The sequence below is a fragment of the Streptomyces microflavus genome (assembly GCF_014650075.1).
GTDB classification, from domain to species: domain Bacteria; phylum Actinomycetota; class Actinomycetes; order Streptomycetales; family Streptomycetaceae; genus Streptomyces; species Streptomyces microflavus.
Genome location: NZ_BMUG01000018.1, coordinates 125,874 through 144,273 on the forward strand (window position 1 = coordinate 125,874; position 18,400 = coordinate 144,273).

Below are 18,400 nucleotides of genomic sequence, written 5' to 3' on the forward strand. Positions count from 1 at the left end.
TGCCTCGGTTCAGGGTGGAGCCGGTCCGTTCACAGGGGTCGGTGACGCGTCGGGCCGTGCTATGCCGCAGTGCCGTAGTCGCCCTGGCTTGGGGCGTGCTTGGCGTTGGCCCTGGCGGTGATGGCCTGTGATGCGCGGGCGGATGCGGCGGACAGCTCTTTCGCTCCGGGCTCCGCGTACCACGGGCGTAGGTCGAGCATGGCGGCGCGCATGCCGGTGGCGAAGCACAAGGCCGTTCCCTTGGGCAGGGCTCGGATCGCGTCGGCGGGCAGGATCCGTTCCTGCCGCATGCTGACCGAGGTCGACTTTCCGGACTCCGAGTGTGAGGTGGACGTGGTCTCCACGTCGTGGTCACCGATCAGGCGGGACAGTTTGTCGGCGAAGTCGGGGTCATCGATGCCGGATCCGATCACCTTGACGGTGGAGGCGCTCCACATGGCGTCCATGCCGGCGTCGCCCCACACTTTCTGGCCCTGGCGGTAACTCTGGAGGATCGTGATGGGGATGATGCCGCGGCTGCCGAGGTGGGAGTACAGGTCCGGAAGGTCAGAGATTTTGCATACGTTGGCGGCCTCGTCAAGGATCGCGAGCATGGGCGGGTCCAGACGGCCGCCGGCGCGTTCGGCCTGGGCGGTCGCGGCGCGCATGACGGAGTCGGCGCATGCCGCGATCAGCGCGCTTGCTCCGCCGCCGCCGTCCTTGCTGAGCAGGAACAAGGTGTCGGTGGAGGTGACGAAGTCGGCGGGCCGGAACTCGGCGACGTCCTTCTGCGGTGTCACCCAGGCGGCGATCTCCGTGTTGAGGAGAGCAGCGGCGTACTGGCGGGCCGTCTCGTAAATGCCGTCCCGGGTCTCGGGCGGCCCCTCCACCGTCCCCTTGAGCTGGGCGGCGACGGCGGCGAAGCCGTGGTCACGCAGGATGTCCAACGGTGAGCGGTCGGCGGGGAAGGCCAGCCACTGCATGATGTCGGTGATGGGCCGGCCGTCGAGCGCCGCGGCCAGCAGCAACTGGGACAAGATGTTGCTGCCGGCCTTTGACCAGAAGTCGCCCTGCGCGCTCGCGTCCACGCTCGCGGCCAGGAAGTGCCCGGCCAGCCTGCCGGCACCGTCGAGGGTTTTCGCGGTGGCTAGGGGGTTCCACCACATCTGGCGATCGGCGTGGGCGATCTGCTGTGGGTCCATGGTCCACACCGCACCCACCCGCGCCCTGGCCTCATGGGCCGCGGTGAAGGCGTCGCCGGCGGCTTTATTGGAGGTGAGGAGGACCGGGCCGGGTGCGTGGAGCATGGAGGGGATGGCGAGCGACGTGGTTTTCCCGGAGCGGGGCGCCATGATGGCGACCGCGACATCCTCGAACCCCATCCGCACTTCGTGCTTCGTGCCCTGGAGGTTGCCGAGGAGGACGCCGGTGTCCTTCGCTTCGATGTGCTTGGCGTCCTTGAGGCTGGGGCGCAGGGAGCGGGCTTTGCCGGAGATCGCCTTGGCCATCAGCGGCTCGATGTCCCGGGCCTTGGCCATGTCGGTGATCTTCTTCCGGCCTCCGCTCAGGTTCTTGTGTCGGGCCCACAGGATTCCCGCCCCCGCCATCAATGCCAGGAGCAGGACGACGGGGACTATGCGGGCACCGACCAGCAGGGACGTTTCGCCCGCGTCGGGCCAGACCTGCCCGGGATGGAGCAGGGCATCGGTCGGCTGGTACCTCGCCCAGTTGCCACCGGTGAGGTAGGCGGTGATGTTGCCGGACAGCCAGGCGAGGTGGGACAGGGGGACGACGACAGCGAGAGCGCCGAGCAGGACGCGCAGGACGAGGTCGTACCCGTCGGTGTTGCTGCTGGAGGAGGAAGGGGGCAAGGGGTAGGTGCTTCCGGGCGGGGACGGGTGGTTCAGCGACTGCGGCAGTTCGTGGACGGTGGCTGTCGTGCTGGTCGCTGTGCCGGATCGGGGATGGCATGGCGGGCGGTCAGGGAGCGGACGCGTTCTTCGAGAGCGGAGTCGACGAGCACCGTGAGTACCTCGGTAGATCTGCGGGTAACGAGGTCCGGGTTGAGGGTGGGTTGGTCGTGTGGACTGTCCGGACGGGCCACGGGGCGCGTGTCGGCGAGGGCTGTGGTGAACGCTGTGATCAGGTGCGGTGGGGTGTGTTCGCCGAAGCGGGCCTGCCACACGGTGCGGTTGCCGATGGCGGTGGTGGCGACCCAGTGATCGGTGCTGCGGTTCATGACGCGGTCGACCTGGGCGTGGCCGTCGGGCGAGACGAGGCCCTTCCTGCCGTACCTCGGGTGCCAGTCGGCGTCCGCGAGCGGTTCGTACGGATCGGGCGGTGTGTTGACGACGGCTGGGTCGGTGAGGGCATCGGTGAAAGCGGCGATCAGCTCCACCGGGGTGTGCCCGCCGAAGCTCGCGTACCAGGCCGGCCGACCGGACTCCGGGGCGTGGGTAAGCGTCCACCAGTTTCCGTCGAGGAGGGGCTCCAGACACAGGAGTGCCTTCTGGTCGGGGCTGGAGAGCAGGACGCGCGGCCTCAAGTAATCCTTGCCATGACTCCAGGCGCAGGCACGGTGGAGCGGGACGGTGACCCAGGCGGGATCGCCGCCGCCCGCGAGGTGGCGCGGGGTGATGAAGTCGACCTCAACGGTTTTGGGAGTAGGGGGCATGTTCACTTCCGTGCCGCAGTGCGCCGTGCGGGGGCTGGTGCTGGGGCAAGGGGCGAACGGGCTGTGCGGGCCCAGGCGTTGATCTCGCGGATGGCCTTGCCGTGGGTGGCCCAGTCGTCGAGATCGCTCCACGATTCGGCGTGATGCTCGGCGAGGGCGTCGTCGAAGTCAGCGGTGCCGGCCTTGGCGTTGGCGGGGAGGGCGTCTCGCGTGGTCAGCCACTGCTCGTGCAGTTCGTCCAGCTGGTCGAGGGCGTTGCGCAGGACGCCCAACTGGTAGACCCAGCGGCCTTGGACCGTGGTCTCCGACAGTCGGGTGAGCTGTGTCTCGGCGGTGGCCAGCAGAAGCCGGGCGCCGAGGCGGAGAGGTTCGAACGCCTCGGCGGTGTGGGCATCGCGCTGGCTCGCGCGCATGCCGTAGGCGTGCTCGTCGTGGGGCCAGCCGTCGAGGTCCGTGTGCTCCTCGGAGTACGCGTTCCAGGCGTCGAGGATCTTCTTGCTGTCCCGCACGTAGTGGTCGAGGTTGCGGAGCGCGGCGCGGTGTGCGTGGTGGTCGGTGGGGATGGACGGGTCCTGTCGGTTCAGCGGCGGGCTGCCGGACGGGCTGGGTTCGTGTTCGCCGGGGTTGTCGCGGGTTTCGTCTGCTGCCGGCGGGCGGAGCGTGCCTGCGTGCGGAGAGAGTTGATGCGGTTGGTGTGGGCGTCGACCACCTGTTGCGGGCGCAGTGGGCTCGGCTTTTGTACGGCGCGGTAGTGGGCGGTGCGTTCGTACATGCCGCGCTGGAGCGGACTGGGGTCGGCCAGCGCGGTGAGGAACGGAGCGACCAGGTGGGGTGGGGTGAGTTCGTCGAGGTAGGCGTGCCAGATGCGCGGGCCGGAGAACTCGCCGCGGGGCTCGCTGGTCTCGATGTGCCAGGACGGCAGCTCCCGAGATTCGCTCAACTGCCGAAGTTCGATGCGGCACATGGAGTCCGGGGAGCGAGCTGTGCTCTCTGAGTCCCGGTGCCAACCCGCCGAGGTCACCGGGGCCCACGGGTCGGCCGGTTGCGACGGTGCGCCGATGAGGGCGTCGGTGAGGGCGGCGAGGACCTCGGCGGGCACGAGTTCGCCGAACTCGGCGTACCACGCGGGACCGTCTGCGAAGGGCTCGGACCGCAGCCGCCACCACGCTCCGGTGGCGGACTGCGGGTCGAACTGCAGGCTGAGACGGAGGTCGGGGCTGCGCAGGACGATCTCGGCGCTCAGGGGGTCGGAGACGGTGCTCCATCCGGCGGCGGCCAGGCCGTGGGTGACGTGGCGGGCATCTCCCGGACCCGCGAGATGGCGCGGTCCGGTGTCGAACGGAATCTGCCAGGCGTGCTTGTCGGCGAACGCGGCGAGCTGCCGTTCGTTCAGCGGCACCGGCAGCACCTCTCGGCCGCCGTGGTGCTGCCGTACAGGTCGCGGAGATCGTCCAGGGCGCAGTGGAGGGTGTGCTGGTCGGCCTGCTCCCATGCGGCCGTACGCAACTCGGCGATCAGAAGGTCGGCCTGCGCGGTGCGCGGGACATCCGGGTGCTCCTGTATGGCACGGGCTAGGGCGCGCAGCGTGTCGGCGAACTGGACAGGCAGGCCCGTGTACTCGTCGAGGAGGGGCTCGACGAGCGCGAGGGCCTCGTCGAGGTCGGGGGTCTCGCGCAGGTAGTCGGTGAGATCTGCCAGCGTTTCGGTGAGGGTGCGGATGCTGTCCGGGGTGAGTGCGGGCATCAATCTCCTTGGATTGGGTGGGTGGTTCAGCGGCGGGTCCGGATACCGCCGGCCGGGGTGTAGGGAGGAGCGGTTGCGCGGGGCCGGGAGACCTTGGTGCTGTTGCGGGCCCAGGTGGAGGCGCGGGCGGCCGTGATGCGGGCCTGCTGCCACGCACTGAGCTGGGAAGGCTTGACGGATACCGACCAGGTACGGATCTGGGCGCTGAGAGGGAAGTGTCCGCGCGGGCGCATCACGGGTTCGGGGCCGGCGAGTTCGGTCGAGAAGGCTTGCACCAGGTGCATCGGGGTGTTCGGCGTGAAGTGGGCCGCCCAGCCGTTGCCCTGCTTGTCCTTCGCGCCGGTCCACCACATCGCCGAGCCGTCGGTGCTCTGGTGGTACTGCATCCACGCAGTGCCGTCGGGACTGGTCGCCATGTAGTTCGCGCCCTCGAAGCGCATGTCCCACTCCTGTTCCTCCAGCGGCGCCCAGACGTTGGGAGCGTGGGCGGTGCGGGGTCGGGTGAGGGCGTCGGTCAGGCCGGCGATGATCTCCACTGGAGTCTGCTGGCCCAGTTGCGCCGTCCATTCGCCGTTCGGCCCCTCGGCCCGGCCGTGGATGGTCCATCCGCCGGGCAGGACGTAGGGGTCGTAGGCGACACGGAGTGTGCGGTCCGGGCTCTCCATGTGCAGGGGGCCGCCCGTCTTGGACTTGTCCCGCCAGCCCGAGGCGCGCAGGAACTCCGAGATGTGCCGGATGTCGCCGCCGCCGGCCAGGGTTCGGGGCTGTACCAGGTAGTGCTGCTCGGGCTGGTCACCGGTCCCCCAGCCGTGCCGCTGCTTCTTCTTCATCGGCGCCGCCGTACGACGAGCGGCGCGGGGGCCGGAGGCTTTGCCGCGCCGGTAGCAGGTTGAGCGCCGAAACGCCGAAGGGTGGCGCGGTGCTCGTCCAGGTCTCCGCCGACGGCGTCAAGATCGTTGGCGGCCCGGCCCAGCGCGAGCCACACTTCGGCTGGAAGCACGCCGCGTTCGGCCTGGACCTTGGCGAACGTGCTGCTCACGGAGACGAGTCCGGTGACGCTGTCGAGCAGCCCGTCGTCCGGGTTGAGGATGTGTGCGATGACCTGCGTCGCTTGGTGAGGGGGCAGTACGGCGACGTGCTCGGCGAGCAGATGGAGCTGCCGGGTGATCTCGTCGGCCAGCCCTATCGGGTAGGGGGCGGGGTGGGACATGCTCCTCCGTGTCGGTGGGACGGTCAGGGGCGGCGGCGCTGCCCGACGCGCTGCGACTCGGCGAGGACGGCCTCCGGCCGGGCACCGGCCAGCGGAGAGCCGCTGTCGGGCCCGGTGGGGATGCAGGCGCGCAGGTAGCGGCGGAACAGGGCGGTGGCCAGGCGTGGTTTGAGCTGGCTGTTGATCGGTGGGGGTGTGCGGGGTGTTACGGGTTACTCCGGGATCGGGGCGGGGCGGGCGGCCCCGGGGTGGAGCCGGGGCCGCCTGGGGTCTATGGGGTACGGCGGGAAGGAGCAGGCCGTGAGGGTTCGCCGGCTGGTCCCTGTGCCGCGGGGTTCGCCTTGCCGTCGCGTATGTCGTGCGCGGCCTGCTGGTAGGCGGGTTCATCGAAGACGGTGGGCGTGCAGTTGATCTTGTATCCGGCCAGGAGCAGGTCGGGGATGGCACGGGTCGCCACGCGCTTCTGCTCGTCGAAGTCCAGCTGCAGGGGCGCGGTGTGGAAGGTGAGGGTCTGGTCGCCCTGCTGGACGGTGTGCCGTTGCAGACCGAGCTGGTCAAGCAGGTCGTAGAAGGCGGCAGGGGCACCGGTACGGGTGTCGACGTGGACCGTGGGCGGAAAGGGCCCCTTGTAGATCTCGGCGTCCGTGCCGCATTCGGCGGCCAGGTTGGTCATGTGCCTCTTGTCTCTCCGTATCAACGGCGGCGGGAGCCCGGGGGCCGGGGCGTGCTCGGCGGCGGTGTGGGGGCCTTCTGCGGAGCGCGGGCGGTGTGATTGCGGGCGTGGAGGATGACTCGTGCGGCCATGCTCATGGAGTGGGTGATGTCGCCGAGACGGTCGATGTGATCGAGTTCGTCGCCGGGAGGGGTGCCTTCCAGGGCTCTGGCAGCCAACGCGGCGCGGACGACGACCTCTCTGGTCAGGGGCAGCAGCCCGTTGACCGGGGCGGCGATCTCGGTCAGTACCTCGGCCACCTGACTGCTGGTCTCGGCGGCAGAGACCCGCTCGGCGAGATGGCCGAGGTAGCGCTGGGCGGCATCGCGGTCTCCGTTCGGGAAGGAGAGCATGTTGAGGGCGGGGTCGAGGTGGACGTTGTGGCCGGCGGCTAGCAGTGCGTGCGAGGCGGTGGTCGCCTTCAGACGCTGCTGCTCGACGGGCAGACCGTGCGGCAGCCGGTGATAGGTCCCGTGGTGCCCGGCGGCGGAGAGGAAGCCACCGGTTCTCTGGAGGATGTCCGCGGCCTTCTCGGTGCCGCCGATGGCGACGACCAGGCCGGTGCGGGGGTCCTTGGTGACGGTGATGTACTCCAGCACGAGGAAGTCGGGCTCGTGCTGATTCATCGCCCGCGGACCGACGGCGTGCGGGTGCCTGCCGGGACCGGCGGAGCAGAGGCCGGGGTGGCGGTGGGTGCGGTCCGGCCGGCGGGGTGCTGCAGGCCGGTTCCGATACCGATCGCCTCCAGTTGGGGGCCGATCTCGCGCAGGGCGCGGGCCTGGGCCTGGGTGTCGTCGCCGTTGAGCCGGTAGATGCCGTCCTGCGGGTCCTGGACGAAACCGTGGGCCAGGAGGATCTCACCGGCACGGTGGTCGACGGGCGCGGTGGCGACGCTGCCGTCCGGCTGCCAGGTGAGGACGACCCGGTCGGCCTGGGAGGGCTGGAGACCGCCCAGGGCGTTGTTGCGGACCTGAGCGAGCGCGGTGTCGTAGCGGGCGAGGAGGTCGCCGGCGACGTGCTCGGCGCTCAGGAACGGGTCGTCGACCAGGGCGATGCCGTTGGGCTCGGGGACGGCGCGGTACGCCTTGTCAGGCAGGGCGCGCGGGGCGACAGCGGCGATGAGGAACCCGTCGCGTTCGTCGTGCCGGTCCACAAGGACGAGCTGGGCGCCGTCCGGGCGGCTCAGGAGGGCCGCTTCCTGGAGCGGGTGATCGGCGAGGGAGGCAGCGACCAGGTCCAGGTCCCAGATCCGGTCGGCGAGTTCGGCGAGATCGTCCTTGGCGTCCACCGGGATGTGGGAGCTGGTCCAAGTGCCCGTGAGTTCGCCGGCGAGGACGTCGGCGTACGAGGCGAGGCGATCGGAAGTGTCGTGGTGGTCGTACATGGTGTCCTTCGGGCGGGATAGGAGTCAGCGGCGCAGGCCGATGGCCACCGGGGGCGGTGGGGCCGGGAGCGTGCGCGGCGGGGGCGGGCAGGCGCACACGGCGGAGCGCTCGCGTTCGTTGGCTGGGACCTCTTGTGCGCAGGTGCTGCGGCCGGGGTGCGGGGCGTGCCGGTCGGCGAGCTGGTTACGGCTGTCGGAGAGGTCGGTACGGATGGTGCGGAGGACCTCGTCGGCGAGGTAGCGGAGCCGCCGGGCGATGTGCGGGTCGGGAGGCTCGCCGAGCCCGTCGTAGAAGTCGGCGGTGGCCGTGAGGACTTCCTCGATCGCGATGAGGACACCGTCGTGGGGAGCGGTCAGCTCGGTCAGGGCGGCGGCCGTCTCGTCCGTGGTGGTGGCCTCCTGAACGCGTTTGGCGAGGTGGGCGACCTCGGCGCTGGACGGCGGGTAGCTTGACAGCCGGTCGTCGGTGTCGAAGTCCGCGTCGCAGGCCACGTGGTAGCCCTGGGCCTGGAGACGGGCGACAGCGGCGGTGGCAAGACGGTCCTCGTCCTCGGCGGTCAGGCCCTTGGGTGCGCGGTGGTAGCTCTCGTGGACGCGTACGACGGGCACGAAGCCCGCGCGCTGGAGGATGCTGTGCGCCGGGGAGTCGCCCTCTCGGGCGAGGAGTTCCTCGGAGTCCGGGTCGCGGCGGATCTCGACGTAGCGGTTGATGCGGAGCAGGGACGGTTCTCCTACGGTGATCGTTGGGCGGAGCGCTGGGCGGCGGGTGGTGCGACGGCTACCGGGGACTGGGCCAGCCCGGCTGCGACGCGGTGCAGGTCCTCCTGGACGGCGTAGACGAGGCGGGCGAGCAGCAGCAGGCTGTGGGCGGTGTCGGCGGCACCGGGCTGATGGGCGGTCCGGTGAGCGGTGTGCTCGATGAGTCCACGGACCGCAGCCAGGGGGCCGGCGTGTTCGTCAGCGAGTTGCGTGAGAACAGCCGCGAGTTGAGCCGATGCCGTCGGCGCCGTACGGGCGGCGGGACGAGGCGCGGGAGCGGTACGCGACGGAGTGAGGTTGAGGTCCTGCTCGACACGGCGAGCCTCGTCCGCCAGACGTCGTGCCACGTTGCCGGGAGGCGCGTGCCACGTGCCGTCGATGTGGATCAGGTTGGCGATGAGGTCGAGGCGCCCGGGCTGGGCTTGGACTGCGATCCACCGGGCGCCCTGTTCCTTGCCGGGAATCTCGATTCCGGCGGCCCGGGCGAGGCGGTGGCCAACCTCGGCCCATTCCTGCAGGGCCAACTCCCGGTCGTGCGGAGCGAGGCGCACCTCGACGTGGAAGAAGGCCAGCCCGTCACGCGGAGTTGCGGGGAACGGGTGGTTCAGGCGGGGATCGTCGAGGTGCTCGGCCCACTCGACGGACGTCCAGGTCCTGTCCTCATCATCCTGGGTGAATTCGTCCAGGCCCGGCCAGTGGGCGACGACCGTGTACTCCGTCAGCCCTTCGTCCGGCGACACCGGCCGGCCCAGGGCCGCTTCGAGCGGGTCGTGCGGCCGGTGGGTCCGGTGATGAAGGCGAGGGATCACCGCCCGCCCCGGATGTCGGCGATGTGCACGAGCTGACCCAGGGCGGTGGTGGTGTACCAGCCGCAGTCGATCAGTTCCTCCCGGCCGGCGAACCGCGCCAGGAGCGCATCCTCCAGGGCACGCAGGTGGATCAGGCAGTCCGGGCAGCGACGGGAGAGGTGCACGAGGTAGCGAGGGTGGGCGGTGACGTAGGACTGGGCGCCGCCGGTCGCATCCCGAAGCCGCCACCCGTCCTCGTCGGTCGGGGTGTGCCAGGACGGGGCGACGACACGCATCGATTCGCCCCACAGTTCACCGCCGGCCACCCCCTTGAGGACGACGACGGTGTCACCGGACCGGAAATGCTGGTGTGTGACGTCCCTGTCAGGGGTGAGCGGATCAGGTGTCGGGGCGAACGCCGAGGCGCGCGGGGGCTGGGACATGAGGTCCTTCCGCAGGTGGCGGGGTGGGAGCATCAATAGTCCGGAGGAACGCCGGTTTGGCTAACCGGCGCTTCCCGGCTATGTTCCCCGCGACTACCGGAACGGGTTCTCCGTGGCACGGTCAGCTTCACCGGCTGCTTCGAGGAGTTCGAGCAGGTCAGAGCCGTCCGCGTCGCGCTGGTCGATCCACCACCCGGCGCGAGTGATCGCGCGCGCCTTCTCCTCCAGCTCCGCCCAGTCCGCCTCGCCCCAACTCCCCTCGACAACGAGCGCGGTGTGGGCGGCGGTCATCAGCTGGTGGCGGCAGCGCTCGCCCCAGTCCAGGGCCTTCTCCGGGCCTTCGAGCGGCGGCATGTCGAACTGCTTCGCCCACGCTGCGGCCTCCTCTTTCTCCGCGGCACGCTTGGCCGCGAGCCACTCCTCCTTCGAGCCGGTGTCGGCGTCGCGCTCCGCCTTCCAGCAGTCGGTGCAGTCCTTCGCCGCGAGCCAGCGGGCGAAGCCAGCCCGCTTATCGGCCGGGCGGCCGGAAAGGTCGTGAATGACCTGGTGGGAGCAGGCGTGCTCCACGGTCCATTGCGTACGGATTGCCATGTGGGTGTTCCTGCTTTCTGTCTTTTGCGTCGTCTCAACGTGTCCTGCGGATGGCGTCCGTGGCCGCCTTGGCGATGGCGGCGGGAGCGCTGGAGGGCCGGGGGAGGTGCAGCAGGGTGGTCCCCGGCAAGTGGCGGGACTCCGCGGTGAGGGTGAGCTGGAGTACGGCGCACCCGGCGGTCGCGAGCCGCTTGACGCGGGTGACGGCCGCAGCGGTTTCGTCGGCGGTGTAGATGGCGTCGGTGACGATCACAAGGAGGCGGCCGGTGCCGGGACGGCTGAGTTCGAGGCCGTGGTCGAGCGCGTCCAGGGCGTTGGCGAGGTTGTGACTGCTGCCGTTGGCAACGAAGTTCGTCACACGCTCCGGTGCCCGGTGCGTGGGCCGGTTCAGTGCGGTGAGATGAGTGTCGTAGGCGATGGTGGCCGTGCGCGAGTCGGGGTCGGTCAGGGCTGCTGCGCGAGCCACGATCCAGGCAGCGGACGCGACGGGCGCGCAGGCGGCACGCATGGAGCCGGAGACGTCCACCGCGATCCCCACCCGCAACGGCGGGGTGGGAGAGCTACGGCGCCGGGTGCGGGTGAACGGTTCCGCGACGGGAATCGATCCGGCGGCGCGCTGGGCGTCGCGGGCGAGGGCCGCGCGCATGTTGAGGCGTCCGGGCGGGGTGGGGCTGGTGGACCGCTCCTCGGTCCGCTCGCGGTAGCCGGCGGCACGCAGGGCGCGGCTCAGGCGCGCGGCGGCACTCTGCTCGGCGGCGGTGGGCCTGCGGGTGCCGGTGACCGGGGTGCTGTAGGGCGCCGGTGTGCCGTCGGGGTTGACGGTGCCGCCGCCGGAGTTGAATACGGACTTCGCGGTGGCGGCGGCCTGGCGTCGCCGACTGGCCTGCTGGGCGCGGTCGCTGCCCTGCGCCCTTGCCCGGGTGGCTATGGCGTTGGTCGCTGCGTCCTGTGCCGCGAGGTCGGCGGCGTCGGCGGCGGCCATGCTGTCCATGACGACCACCACGGCACCGGACAGCAGATCGGCCAAATTTGCCGGCACGGGCAGGGCGGGGGCCGCGGCGTCCAGGGCGTCGCACCACCGTTGACCGTGCGCGAGCATGGTCGTGGCGTCGTGATCGGCGCATTGGTGGGCTGCGGTCCAGATGCGGGTGAGGGTGGCCAGCAGGGGTGCGCCCAGCACCTTTCCGCACAGATCGGCGACGGCCCGGGTCTCGCCGGCGTCCAGGATGCCGACGTCACGGCGGCCGAGGATCAGGGCCGCCACGCCGGCGGCGTGCTCGATGCCCTGGAGGGTGGGGTGGGCGATGTCGGGCATGACCAGGGTGCGGGCACTGGTGCGCAGGTACGTGCGGTCCGTGGGCCGCGTGATCAGGTGCGCGCCTTCGACACGGCTTTCCTCCAGCAGGAGCGCGGCCTCGACGACTCGGGGGTCCGCTCCGGCGGGCGGTGTCCAGACGGAGTGGGCCGCGTGCGCGGCCTCGTGGACGACCACTCCCCAGGCGGCCGGGTACCGCTCCTCGTCGCCCACGATCCGCGGATGGATTTCGTGGGGCTGGAGCGGGGCGAACAAACGGCTGTCGATCTCGATCTCGCCCAGGTTGGGGAAATAGGCGGCCGGTGCGCCGCTGCGTGTGCCGGGGCGGCAGGTGACGAGGAGGTCCTGGCGGCCGGAGAGGGCGACCAGGCGGTCGCCGAGTTCGGCTCCCACACGCAGCCACGCCTGCGGGGAGGAGCGGGGTTGCGCGGGCGGGGCGCCGTCGTCGTCCCAGCGTGCGAGGTCGGCGTCGTCGTCCGGTGTGGTGGCGGGGGCCTGGACGTGGTGGTGGGCGCTCATCGCGAGCGGCCCCGGTGTGCGGAGACGGTGCTACCCGGGGGCTGCCGGGCTGAGGCGGGGAGCTGCTTGCCGAGGGTGAGGGGCGCGATCTTCGTGACGCCGACAGTCTTGATGATGGCGGCGGCGACGGCGTCGCGATCCTCCACAGGGGCGATGCCGACGAGGTTCGCGAGCGCGGCCTTGGTGCCGAGGACGGCTTCGGTCTTCTGATAGCTCAGCAGCTCCCGCAGCTGGGGGGCCCAGCCCAGCTCGCCGAGGTCGACCTGGTGGGCGAGGTGCCGGGCGACCCGGACGACCCGGGCATCGATCCTCAGCGCCGTGGCGAGGTCATAGTCCGTGCCAATCTGGATCTGCACGCTGAACCGCGACGACAGCGCCTCCGTCAGAACGGCACCGTGTACGCCCGGATTGTGGCCCGCCACCACGTAGAAGCCCGGCTCGGCCTTGATCGTCTCGCCCCGGTGGGCCTTGACCTGGATCTGCCGGCGCCCGTCCATCGCGGGATACAGCGCCGCCAAGACCATCGGTGAGATCAAGGTGGCATCGTCGATCAGCAGGGCGCGGCCCTCGGTCATCGCGGTGACCAGCGGACCGTACTGAAAGGCGTAGCCTCCGCTGTCGGCCTGCGTGTACTCGCCGATCAGGTCGCCGACCGTGGTGTCGCCGTCACCGGCGACGGTGAGCAAGTCAGGGAACGCCGCCTCGACCAACGACGTCTTGCCGGTGCCCGGAGGGCCGTAGAGCAGCACCGGCACGTCGGCGTCGCGCAGGCGGTTCAGCGCTTCGACGTCGGGCAAATCTGCCAGCTCCCTCGGGTGGTAGAGCTGGCCCCCCGCGCGGCGGATTGGGCCGGTCTGCCGGGGCGTGGCTGCGGCGGTAATGGTCGTGCGAGCCGCGGCGGCCTGGGCGCGGGGAGCGTGCGTGCCCGGTGGGCTGATCACAGCGGTCTGCGCGGCTGCGGCGGTTTTCGCGTTCGCGCGGAACTCCGGTTGACCGCGCCCGCTTTGGTCGGCCTCGCCGCGTCGCACCAGGGTGAGGGCGGCGTTGCGGACCGCGCCATGCGAGTGGCCCAGCTGCCTGGCCATCTCCCCGATGGTGAGCGTGTCCGCCGGCTGGTGGGCAAGCAGGCGGGCGACTTTGGCCCGCAGTTCGCCGCCCCTGGTTCGCGCTGGACTGGTAGGTGTTGCGGGTGTGGTCAAAACGAGTGCCTCTTCAACAGGTACGGGCGGGGTTGACGATGGGCTGGAGAGGCTGGACGCTGCCGGAGCGGATCACGGACTGTGCCGACAACGGCGACATGACCCACCGGGGCGTACCGTCGGCGCTCACCGGCCCACCGAGGGCTCGGTCCAAGTGCACGGGGTGGCCGACGACGAGCAGTTCGCTGGCCCCCGAGCAGCCTCATGCGTCCGCTCCGTACCGGGTTCCATCGCTCGGCAGGCGCAGCTGGGCGCCGCCTCGAAGCCGTCCTGGAGCAGGATGCGCAGCGCCGCTGCGTTGTAGCCGGTGGTGGTGACCTCGCCGGTGACGGCGTGCCGGATCGCCGTGAACGGCTGCTCTGCTGGTGCTTCGGGCAAGGCGGATCTCCTATCGGTGCTGGAGGGAAAACGGCGGGGTGTTGACGCCCGTGATCAAGGCGTCTTGTGCCTGCCCCGGAGCGGGCGGCGGTGACGGCCGCGCTGCAGGTGTCCGGTCGGGCTCAGACGCCGGCGCGCGGCAAGAAGGACGGCGAGGGCGAAAACTGCGCCGGCCGCGGGGAGTGCCGCGCTGGCGAGCGGCTGCTCGGCAAGACGTCCGGCGAGGGCGGTACCGGCGGACTGTCCGGCGCCGATCGAGAGGATCAGCCACGCGTACGACTCGGTCGTACGGCCCGCGGGGGCGAGGGAGTCGGTGGTGACGTAGGCGCAGGCGACCACGATGGTCAGGAACACACCGGGAACGGCGACCGCGGCGATGGCCGCGTACGGGGCCGGGAGAGCGAGAAGCGGGAGCCACCCGCCCAGGAACGCGGCGGTGGCCACGATCAGCCGTCTGGTGGCGGTGCCCGACCAGGCGCGGCGTCCGTAGATGAGGCCGCCGACGAAGCTGCCGGCGGAGAACACGGCGGGGATCACGCCCGCGAGCATGTCCTGCTCGTAGTGCTCGGCCATGGAGACCGACCACACGTTCATCGCGCCGATCGCGAAGCCGATACCGGTGAGCGAGACGAACAGCAGCGTCACGGCGGGGGCGGCCAGCCGCCGTACCGGGACAGCGCCCCGGTCCGCGGACCGTTCGGGGCGCCAGCGCCGTGACGGCGCCGCGAGGGCGACCGCGGCGGTGCCGACCAAGCCCAGGGCCGCGGTGACGGCGAGTGCGACGGCGGGGTTGTACGCGGAGGAGAGCGCGGCGACGAGCAGGGGTCCGACGATGTACAGCAGGCCCTGCGTGCCGGTGTCGAGCGCGAGCGCGGCGTGCCGCAGCCGGGGGTCGGGCAGCACGCTCGGCCACAGTGCCCGCAGCCCGGCCTCCAGGGGCGGCGCGGTCAGACCGCCGCCGACGACGAGCGCCGTGGCCAGACCGGGTCCGCCGTACGGCCCGGCCAGGGGCAAGGCCACCAGGAGGGCCGAGTTGAGCAGGGCGGCCGGCAGGTGCACCGCGCCCTGGCCGTGGCGGTCCATGACGAATCCCTTGACCGGCTGGGCGAGCGCGGAAGCCAGCCCGTACAGGGCGCTGAGCAGCCCGCCGAAGGCGATGCTGCTGCCGCTCGCGGTGGCCCACAAGAGGATGGCTACGGGGGCCATGCCGTTGGGGAGCCGGCCGATGAGGGTGCCGCCGAGGAGGCGGGCGACGTACGGGCTGCCCAGCACCGCGCCGTACGTGATGCGCGGGGCCGGGGCCGGGGGTGCGGTCAGGGACAACGGGTGCTCTCTGGGGCTTAGCGGTGGCGGGCGGGCGTACCGGCGAGGGGCGGCGGTACGGGGGGCGAGGTGTCCACGGAGGGGCGCGGGCGCACGCGCAGGACGGGGGTGCGGTGCGGGGGCAGGACGGCGACGGTCGCGCCGAGGTCCTCGGCCGCCTCGTGGACTTCGCGGGTGAGGAACTCGATCTGGCGGCTCAGCGCGGAGAGCCGGCCGGCGACCTGCCGCCCTTGTACGGTCTCCAGGGCGCTGGCGAACTGGGCGCTTGTCTCGACGAGTTCCTGCAGCCGGACCATGGGACCGGCTGCGCAACCGCGCTGGACGGCGCCGAGGAGAGCGTTCGACGCGTCACCGGCACTGCGGCCTTCGACGACATCGCGCAGGAGGTCCTGCAGGGACATCTCCGGTGCCGGTGGACGGCGGTTGTGCCGGGAGAAGTCCGGGCGCAGGACGCCGGGCGGGACGGGAGCGGGCAAATCCTTGCCCACCTCGTACTCGTGTTCGTAGTGCCCGATCACCTGCCAGCCGGGTGCCCCCGGATCGCCGCGCAGCGCGACCACTATCGACTCGTCGTCTTCAACCAGGTAGGCGAGGGTGATCGGCTGCCCGTCGGCTGCGTACCACGACTCGATCAGCTCCAGCGCACCGCGTCGCTGCGCCGCCGCGGCCATCTCGGTCCACCTCTGCCGTTCCTCTTCGGCCAGCGGACGCGTCTGGTGCTGACCGCCCTCACGTTGGTCGGCCAGGCTGCTCGCGATATAGCCGTGGTCCGCCCAGACGGTGAGGTGAGGCCACAGGGCGGCGTGCTGAGCGCGCCCGTCCTCGGAGCCGGAGTCAGCCGGCCGTTCGAGGATCCGGCGGATCTCGACGGTGGACGCGTGCAGGCCGTCGAGGACGGCTTGCCACCCCGCAAGGTGCTGGGCCGGTGGCAGTTCGCCGAGCACGAGGCGGGCGACGTCGAGGAGTGCCTCGGCGTGCGGGGCGAGGTGGGTGCGGTACGCCTCCACCGCGGACCTGTTGCGGTGGGCCCGTGCGGCCTCCGCGGCGGCTGGGTGGACGGTACGGCCGTAGCGATCACGCGTCCGGTCGAGCGCGACGTCGGTCTCGCAACCGATCACCGACATGCGGAGCGTGAAGTTGCTGGCTCCGTTGGAAAGCTCGGCGGCGCGGGGCCCGCGGCTTCCGGGGGTCGGACTGCTGGTCGGTGTCATCGGGACCGCCCGCCGCCCGTTGCCGTCAGGTGCACGGTCGGCGTGTAAACGGGCTTCGGCGGTACGGGCCGGGCGGCTGGAGCGGAGGTCGTAGGTGGGGTGGCGCGACGCTGAGTCGTTGCGCCGACGGCAGCCTGGGCGAGACGGGTGCGGCGCTCCGCGAGTCCGTTCGGCCGGACCGGGCGGGTCGGTCGGGCGGAGCGGGCCGGGTCGAGGCGGATGTCGGCCTGCACGGTGAAGCCCTGGCGGCGAAGATCGTGGACGGCTTGTCGAACGCGGCGGGGACCGTCGCGCTCGGGCTCGCTGAGCCGGTACAGCCCTGGTTCACCGGGGACGGGCTCGAACGTTTCGCGCTCCAGGTACCAGTGGGCGAGGTGTGCGGGCATGGTGGCGGTGTAGGAGGCGACGAGGCCGTGTTCCTCGTGGTCACCGAAGGCGAAATGGGTGCCGGGTTGCAAGGGGGCGGGATTCTCCTCACTTTGTCGGAATGGAGCGATCAGAGGCTGCGGCCAACGCAGTGGCCAGCAGAAAGGGATCGGATCGGCGCGGAGACGGGGAGGGCCGGGCGGCGGTGGGGCGCGCTCAGTCGGGCCTGGCGCAGGAAGGTCTCGCCTCCGGCAAGCCAGGTCTCAATGGCTGGCCATGCCCGTGCACGGCGCTCCCGTGGCGTCACGAAACCTCCGAGGGAAACCTCAACGCCCAGGCCCTCGGCCGCGACCACGCCGTCGGCCAGCCGGGACAGCGTCTCGGCGTCGGTGGGCCACGGGCTGCTGGCGGGACGGCATCGGACCATCAGAGGCTGCGCATGGTCGACGACGGTGAGGAAGCTACGCCAGGAGTTGTCGAGGAATTCCTCGGACGCGGCGCCGAGCGCGGCGGCGCTAAGAGGGGTGGCGTTGCTGGAGCGGCCGGAGGCCATCACGGCCTGCCAGCCACCGTAATCAGCGTGGATACTTTCGAGAGCAGCGGCGATGACCGCCATGCGGCGCGCGTGGACGGCCTGCTCGTAGGCGGGCAGGAACCGGTCGGTGATGGCTCGGGCCGCCCGTCCGGACAGCGGCGGCACGACGACGCTGCGTGGCGCGTGCGGATCGGCGTAGCCCTCTTCGAGCGCTTCCGGGGCGAAGGCGCCTACCAGGTAGCCCCGTTCATGGCCGGGGCGTTCGACGAATACCAGTGTGGTGCCGTGCTCCGCGTCGCGGAGTGTGGCGGCGTAGGGGATCCGTTCGCTCTGGATGGCGCGGCCGAGTTCGCCGCTGTCCCAGATCCAGGGCACCAGGTCCTCCTGCCAGGAGGGGGGGAGTAGATCTGTACGGAGGTGCGCCAACGGCCGGGCAGTTGGCTCGCGAGGTCACGGGCGGCGTCGCCGATGAACCTGCGGCCACTCGTGTGCACGGTGACGCGATGCCGCTTCGCGCACGCCACCAGGTCGGCCACCATGGTCTCGGTGCCGTCCACGGGCAGGTGGTAGACGCCGTCGTCGTCGCGACGGAAGCCGGTCTCCGCGAGGGCGGTGCGCGCCCGCTTGTGCTCCTTCCCTTGGGCGATGGCCACGATCCCGGACTCCCGGGCGTTCGCCAGGATGATCTGCGCCTCAGCCATGGCTCATTTCCTTGGTGTGCTCCGCATTTGGTGTCGGCGTCATGCCGTGGTGATCGGAGCGGTTCGGGGCAGGCGTGTTGTCCTCCTTCTGGTGGGGGGAATCCATAAATCATCGCGAGATAGGCCGGTTTTGCTAACCGGCGAATCCCGGCTATGTTGCGCCGCCGTGATGGGCAATGCGGCCGGCGTCAACCACCCTTCGCGCGTACACGTGATGGCCGCGATCTCCGCCGCCGTTCACCCCACCAATGCCGAGCGGGCCGACACTGCCGGAGGGCGGTGAATAGGCACCGGCCTTCTCGGAACGAGTCGGGGACTCTCATAGGGGCAGAGACCTGCGGTGTCGGGTGGATGAGTGGAGGGTGGTGCTACAGGACGCGCGTGGTTGCCGCCGGTCATCGGCGTCGGGCTGGAATTGTGCTGACAGCACGAGAGGCGCGGACGCGTGGGGGTGCCGTTGACGGGCGCTGCCCGACACGGGCTGTGCTGTCCAGCCAACGGGAGGCTTTGCTTAGAGGTCATCTCATTTGGCGAGTCTGCGGTAGCAGATGAGGGTGCAGGCGATGCTGG

General features: G+C 71.1%; 21 protein-coding genes. All 21 read right to left on the bottom strand.

Translation table 11 applies throughout. The annotated features are described in order from the left end of the window. Window positions 1-59: 59 nt before the first annotated feature. The 21 genes from IE264_RS35955 to IE264_RS36055 all read right to left on the bottom strand — a co-directional run bounded on the left by IE264_RS35955 (window position 60) and on the right by IE264_RS36055 (window position 17,504). Window positions 60-1,850, bottom strand: coding sequence for a type IV secretory system conjugative DNA transfer family protein (locus IE264_RS35955; protein WP_032758896.1), 1,791 nt, complete (start codon window positions 1,848-1,850; stop codon window positions 60-62). 32 nt (window positions 1,851-1,882) lie between these two features. Then, window positions 1,883-2,653, bottom strand: coding sequence for an SPDY domain-containing protein (locus IE264_RS35960; RefSeq protein WP_032758895.1), 771 nt, complete (start codon window positions 2,651-2,653; stop codon window positions 1,883-1,885). Between the two features lie 2 nt (window positions 2,654-2,655). After that, entirely contained in the window at window positions 2,656-3,162 is a 507-nt protein-coding gene (locus IE264_RS35965; protein WP_190167876.1) for a hypothetical protein, read from the bottom strand. Between the two features lie 71 nt (window positions 3,163-3,233). Next, a complete protein-coding gene (locus IE264_RS35970; RefSeq protein ID WP_032758894.1) occupies window positions 3,234-4,052 on the bottom strand; it encodes an SPDY domain-containing protein in 819 nt (272 codons plus the stop codon). Continuing rightward, entirely contained in the window at window positions 4,043-4,396 is a 354-nt protein-coding gene (locus IE264_RS35975) for a hypothetical protein (RefSeq protein WP_032758893.1), read from the bottom strand. Before IE264_RS35975 ends, IE264_RS35970 begins: the two co-directional genes overlap by 10 nt. 26 nt (window positions 4,397-4,422) lie before the next feature. After that, window positions 4,423-5,226, bottom strand: a complete 804-nt coding sequence (locus IE264_RS35980; protein ID WP_032758892.1) for an SPDY domain-containing protein — start codon at window positions 5,224-5,226, stop codon at window positions 4,423-4,425. Then, entirely contained in the window at window positions 5,223-5,606 is a 384-nt protein-coding gene (locus tag IE264_RS35985) for a hypothetical protein (protein WP_030592095.1), read from the bottom strand. Before IE264_RS35985 ends, IE264_RS35980 begins: the two co-directional genes overlap by 4 nt. A 271-nt stretch (window positions 5,607-5,877) precedes the next feature. Next, complete coding sequence (locus IE264_RS35990; RefSeq protein ID WP_032758891.1) at window positions 5,878-6,279, bottom strand: hypothetical protein; 402 nt, start codon at window positions 6,277-6,279, stop codon at window positions 5,878-5,880. 20 nt (window positions 6,280-6,299) lie between these two features. Then, window positions 6,300-6,944, bottom strand: a complete 645-nt coding sequence (locus IE264_RS35995; RefSeq protein ID WP_032758890.1) for a hypothetical protein — start codon at window positions 6,942-6,944, stop codon at window positions 6,300-6,302. Beyond that, window positions 6,941-7,702, bottom strand: a complete 762-nt coding sequence (locus IE264_RS36000; RefSeq protein WP_030592086.1) for a hypothetical protein — start codon at window positions 7,700-7,702, stop codon at window positions 6,941-6,943. Before IE264_RS36000 ends, IE264_RS35995 begins: the two co-directional genes overlap by 4 nt. Before the next feature lie 24 nt (window positions 7,703-7,726). Then, window positions 7,727-8,311: a hypothetical protein gene (locus IE264_RS36005; RefSeq protein ID WP_229887960.1), complete on the bottom strand. Its 585-nt coding sequence runs from the start codon at window positions 8,309-8,311 to the stop codon at window positions 7,727-7,729. A gap of 122 nt (window positions 8,312-8,433) precedes the next feature. After that, a complete protein-coding gene (locus tag IE264_RS36010; RefSeq protein WP_032758888.1) occupies window positions 8,434-9,270 on the bottom strand; it encodes a hypothetical protein in 837 nt (278 codons plus the stop codon). Next, a complete protein-coding gene (locus tag IE264_RS36015) occupies window positions 9,267-9,692 on the bottom strand; it encodes a hypothetical protein (protein ID WP_032758887.1) in 426 nt (141 codons plus the stop codon). The genes IE264_RS36010 and IE264_RS36015 overlap by 4 nt, the downstream gene beginning before the upstream one ends. A gap of 93 nt (window positions 9,693-9,785) precedes the next feature. Next, entirely contained in the window at window positions 9,786-10,283 is a 498-nt protein-coding gene (locus tag IE264_RS36020; protein ID WP_051821929.1) for a hypothetical protein, read from the bottom strand. Between the two features lie 34 nt (window positions 10,284-10,317). After that, window positions 10,318-12,117, bottom strand: a complete 1,800-nt coding sequence (locus IE264_RS36025; RefSeq protein ID WP_032758885.1) for a vWA domain-containing protein — start codon at window positions 12,115-12,117, stop codon at window positions 10,318-10,320. Next, on the bottom strand, window positions 12,114-13,202 hold the full coding sequence (locus IE264_RS36030) for an AAA family ATPase (RefSeq protein ID WP_190167877.1): 1,089 nt from the start codon (window positions 13,200-13,202) through the stop codon (window positions 12,114-12,116). Before IE264_RS36030 ends, IE264_RS36025 begins: the two co-directional genes overlap by 4 nt. 240 nt (window positions 13,203-13,442) lie before the next feature. After that, window positions 13,443-13,694 carry a hypothetical protein gene (locus IE264_RS36035; protein ID WP_190167878.1) on the bottom strand — a complete coding sequence of 84 codons (252 nt, stop codon included), beginning with the start codon at window positions 13,692-13,694 and terminating at the stop codon, window positions 13,443-13,445. 54 nt (window positions 13,695-13,748) lie between these two features. Then, the gene (locus IE264_RS36040) at window positions 13,749-15,017 is read right to left on the bottom strand and encodes an MFS transporter (RefSeq protein ID WP_051821928.1); all 1,269 of its coding nucleotides are present in this window, start codon (window positions 15,015-15,017) and stop codon (window positions 13,749-13,751) included. Between the two features lie 17 nt (window positions 15,018-15,034). Then, the gene (locus IE264_RS36045) at window positions 15,035-16,228 is read right to left on the bottom strand and encodes a hypothetical protein (RefSeq protein WP_106973128.1); all 1,194 of its coding nucleotides are present in this window, start codon (window positions 16,226-16,228) and stop codon (window positions 15,035-15,037) included. After that, a complete protein-coding gene (locus tag IE264_RS36050) occupies window positions 16,225-16,686 on the bottom strand; it encodes a hypothetical protein (RefSeq protein ID WP_032758882.1) in 462 nt (153 codons plus the stop codon). Before IE264_RS36050 ends, IE264_RS36045 begins: the two co-directional genes overlap by 4 nt. 38 nt (window positions 16,687-16,724) lie before the next feature. After that, the gene (locus IE264_RS36055) at window positions 16,725-17,504 is read right to left on the bottom strand and encodes a hypothetical protein (protein ID WP_229887962.1); all 780 of its coding nucleotides are present in this window, start codon (window positions 17,502-17,504) and stop codon (window positions 16,725-16,727) included. Window positions 17,505-18,400 lie beyond the last annotated feature (896 nt).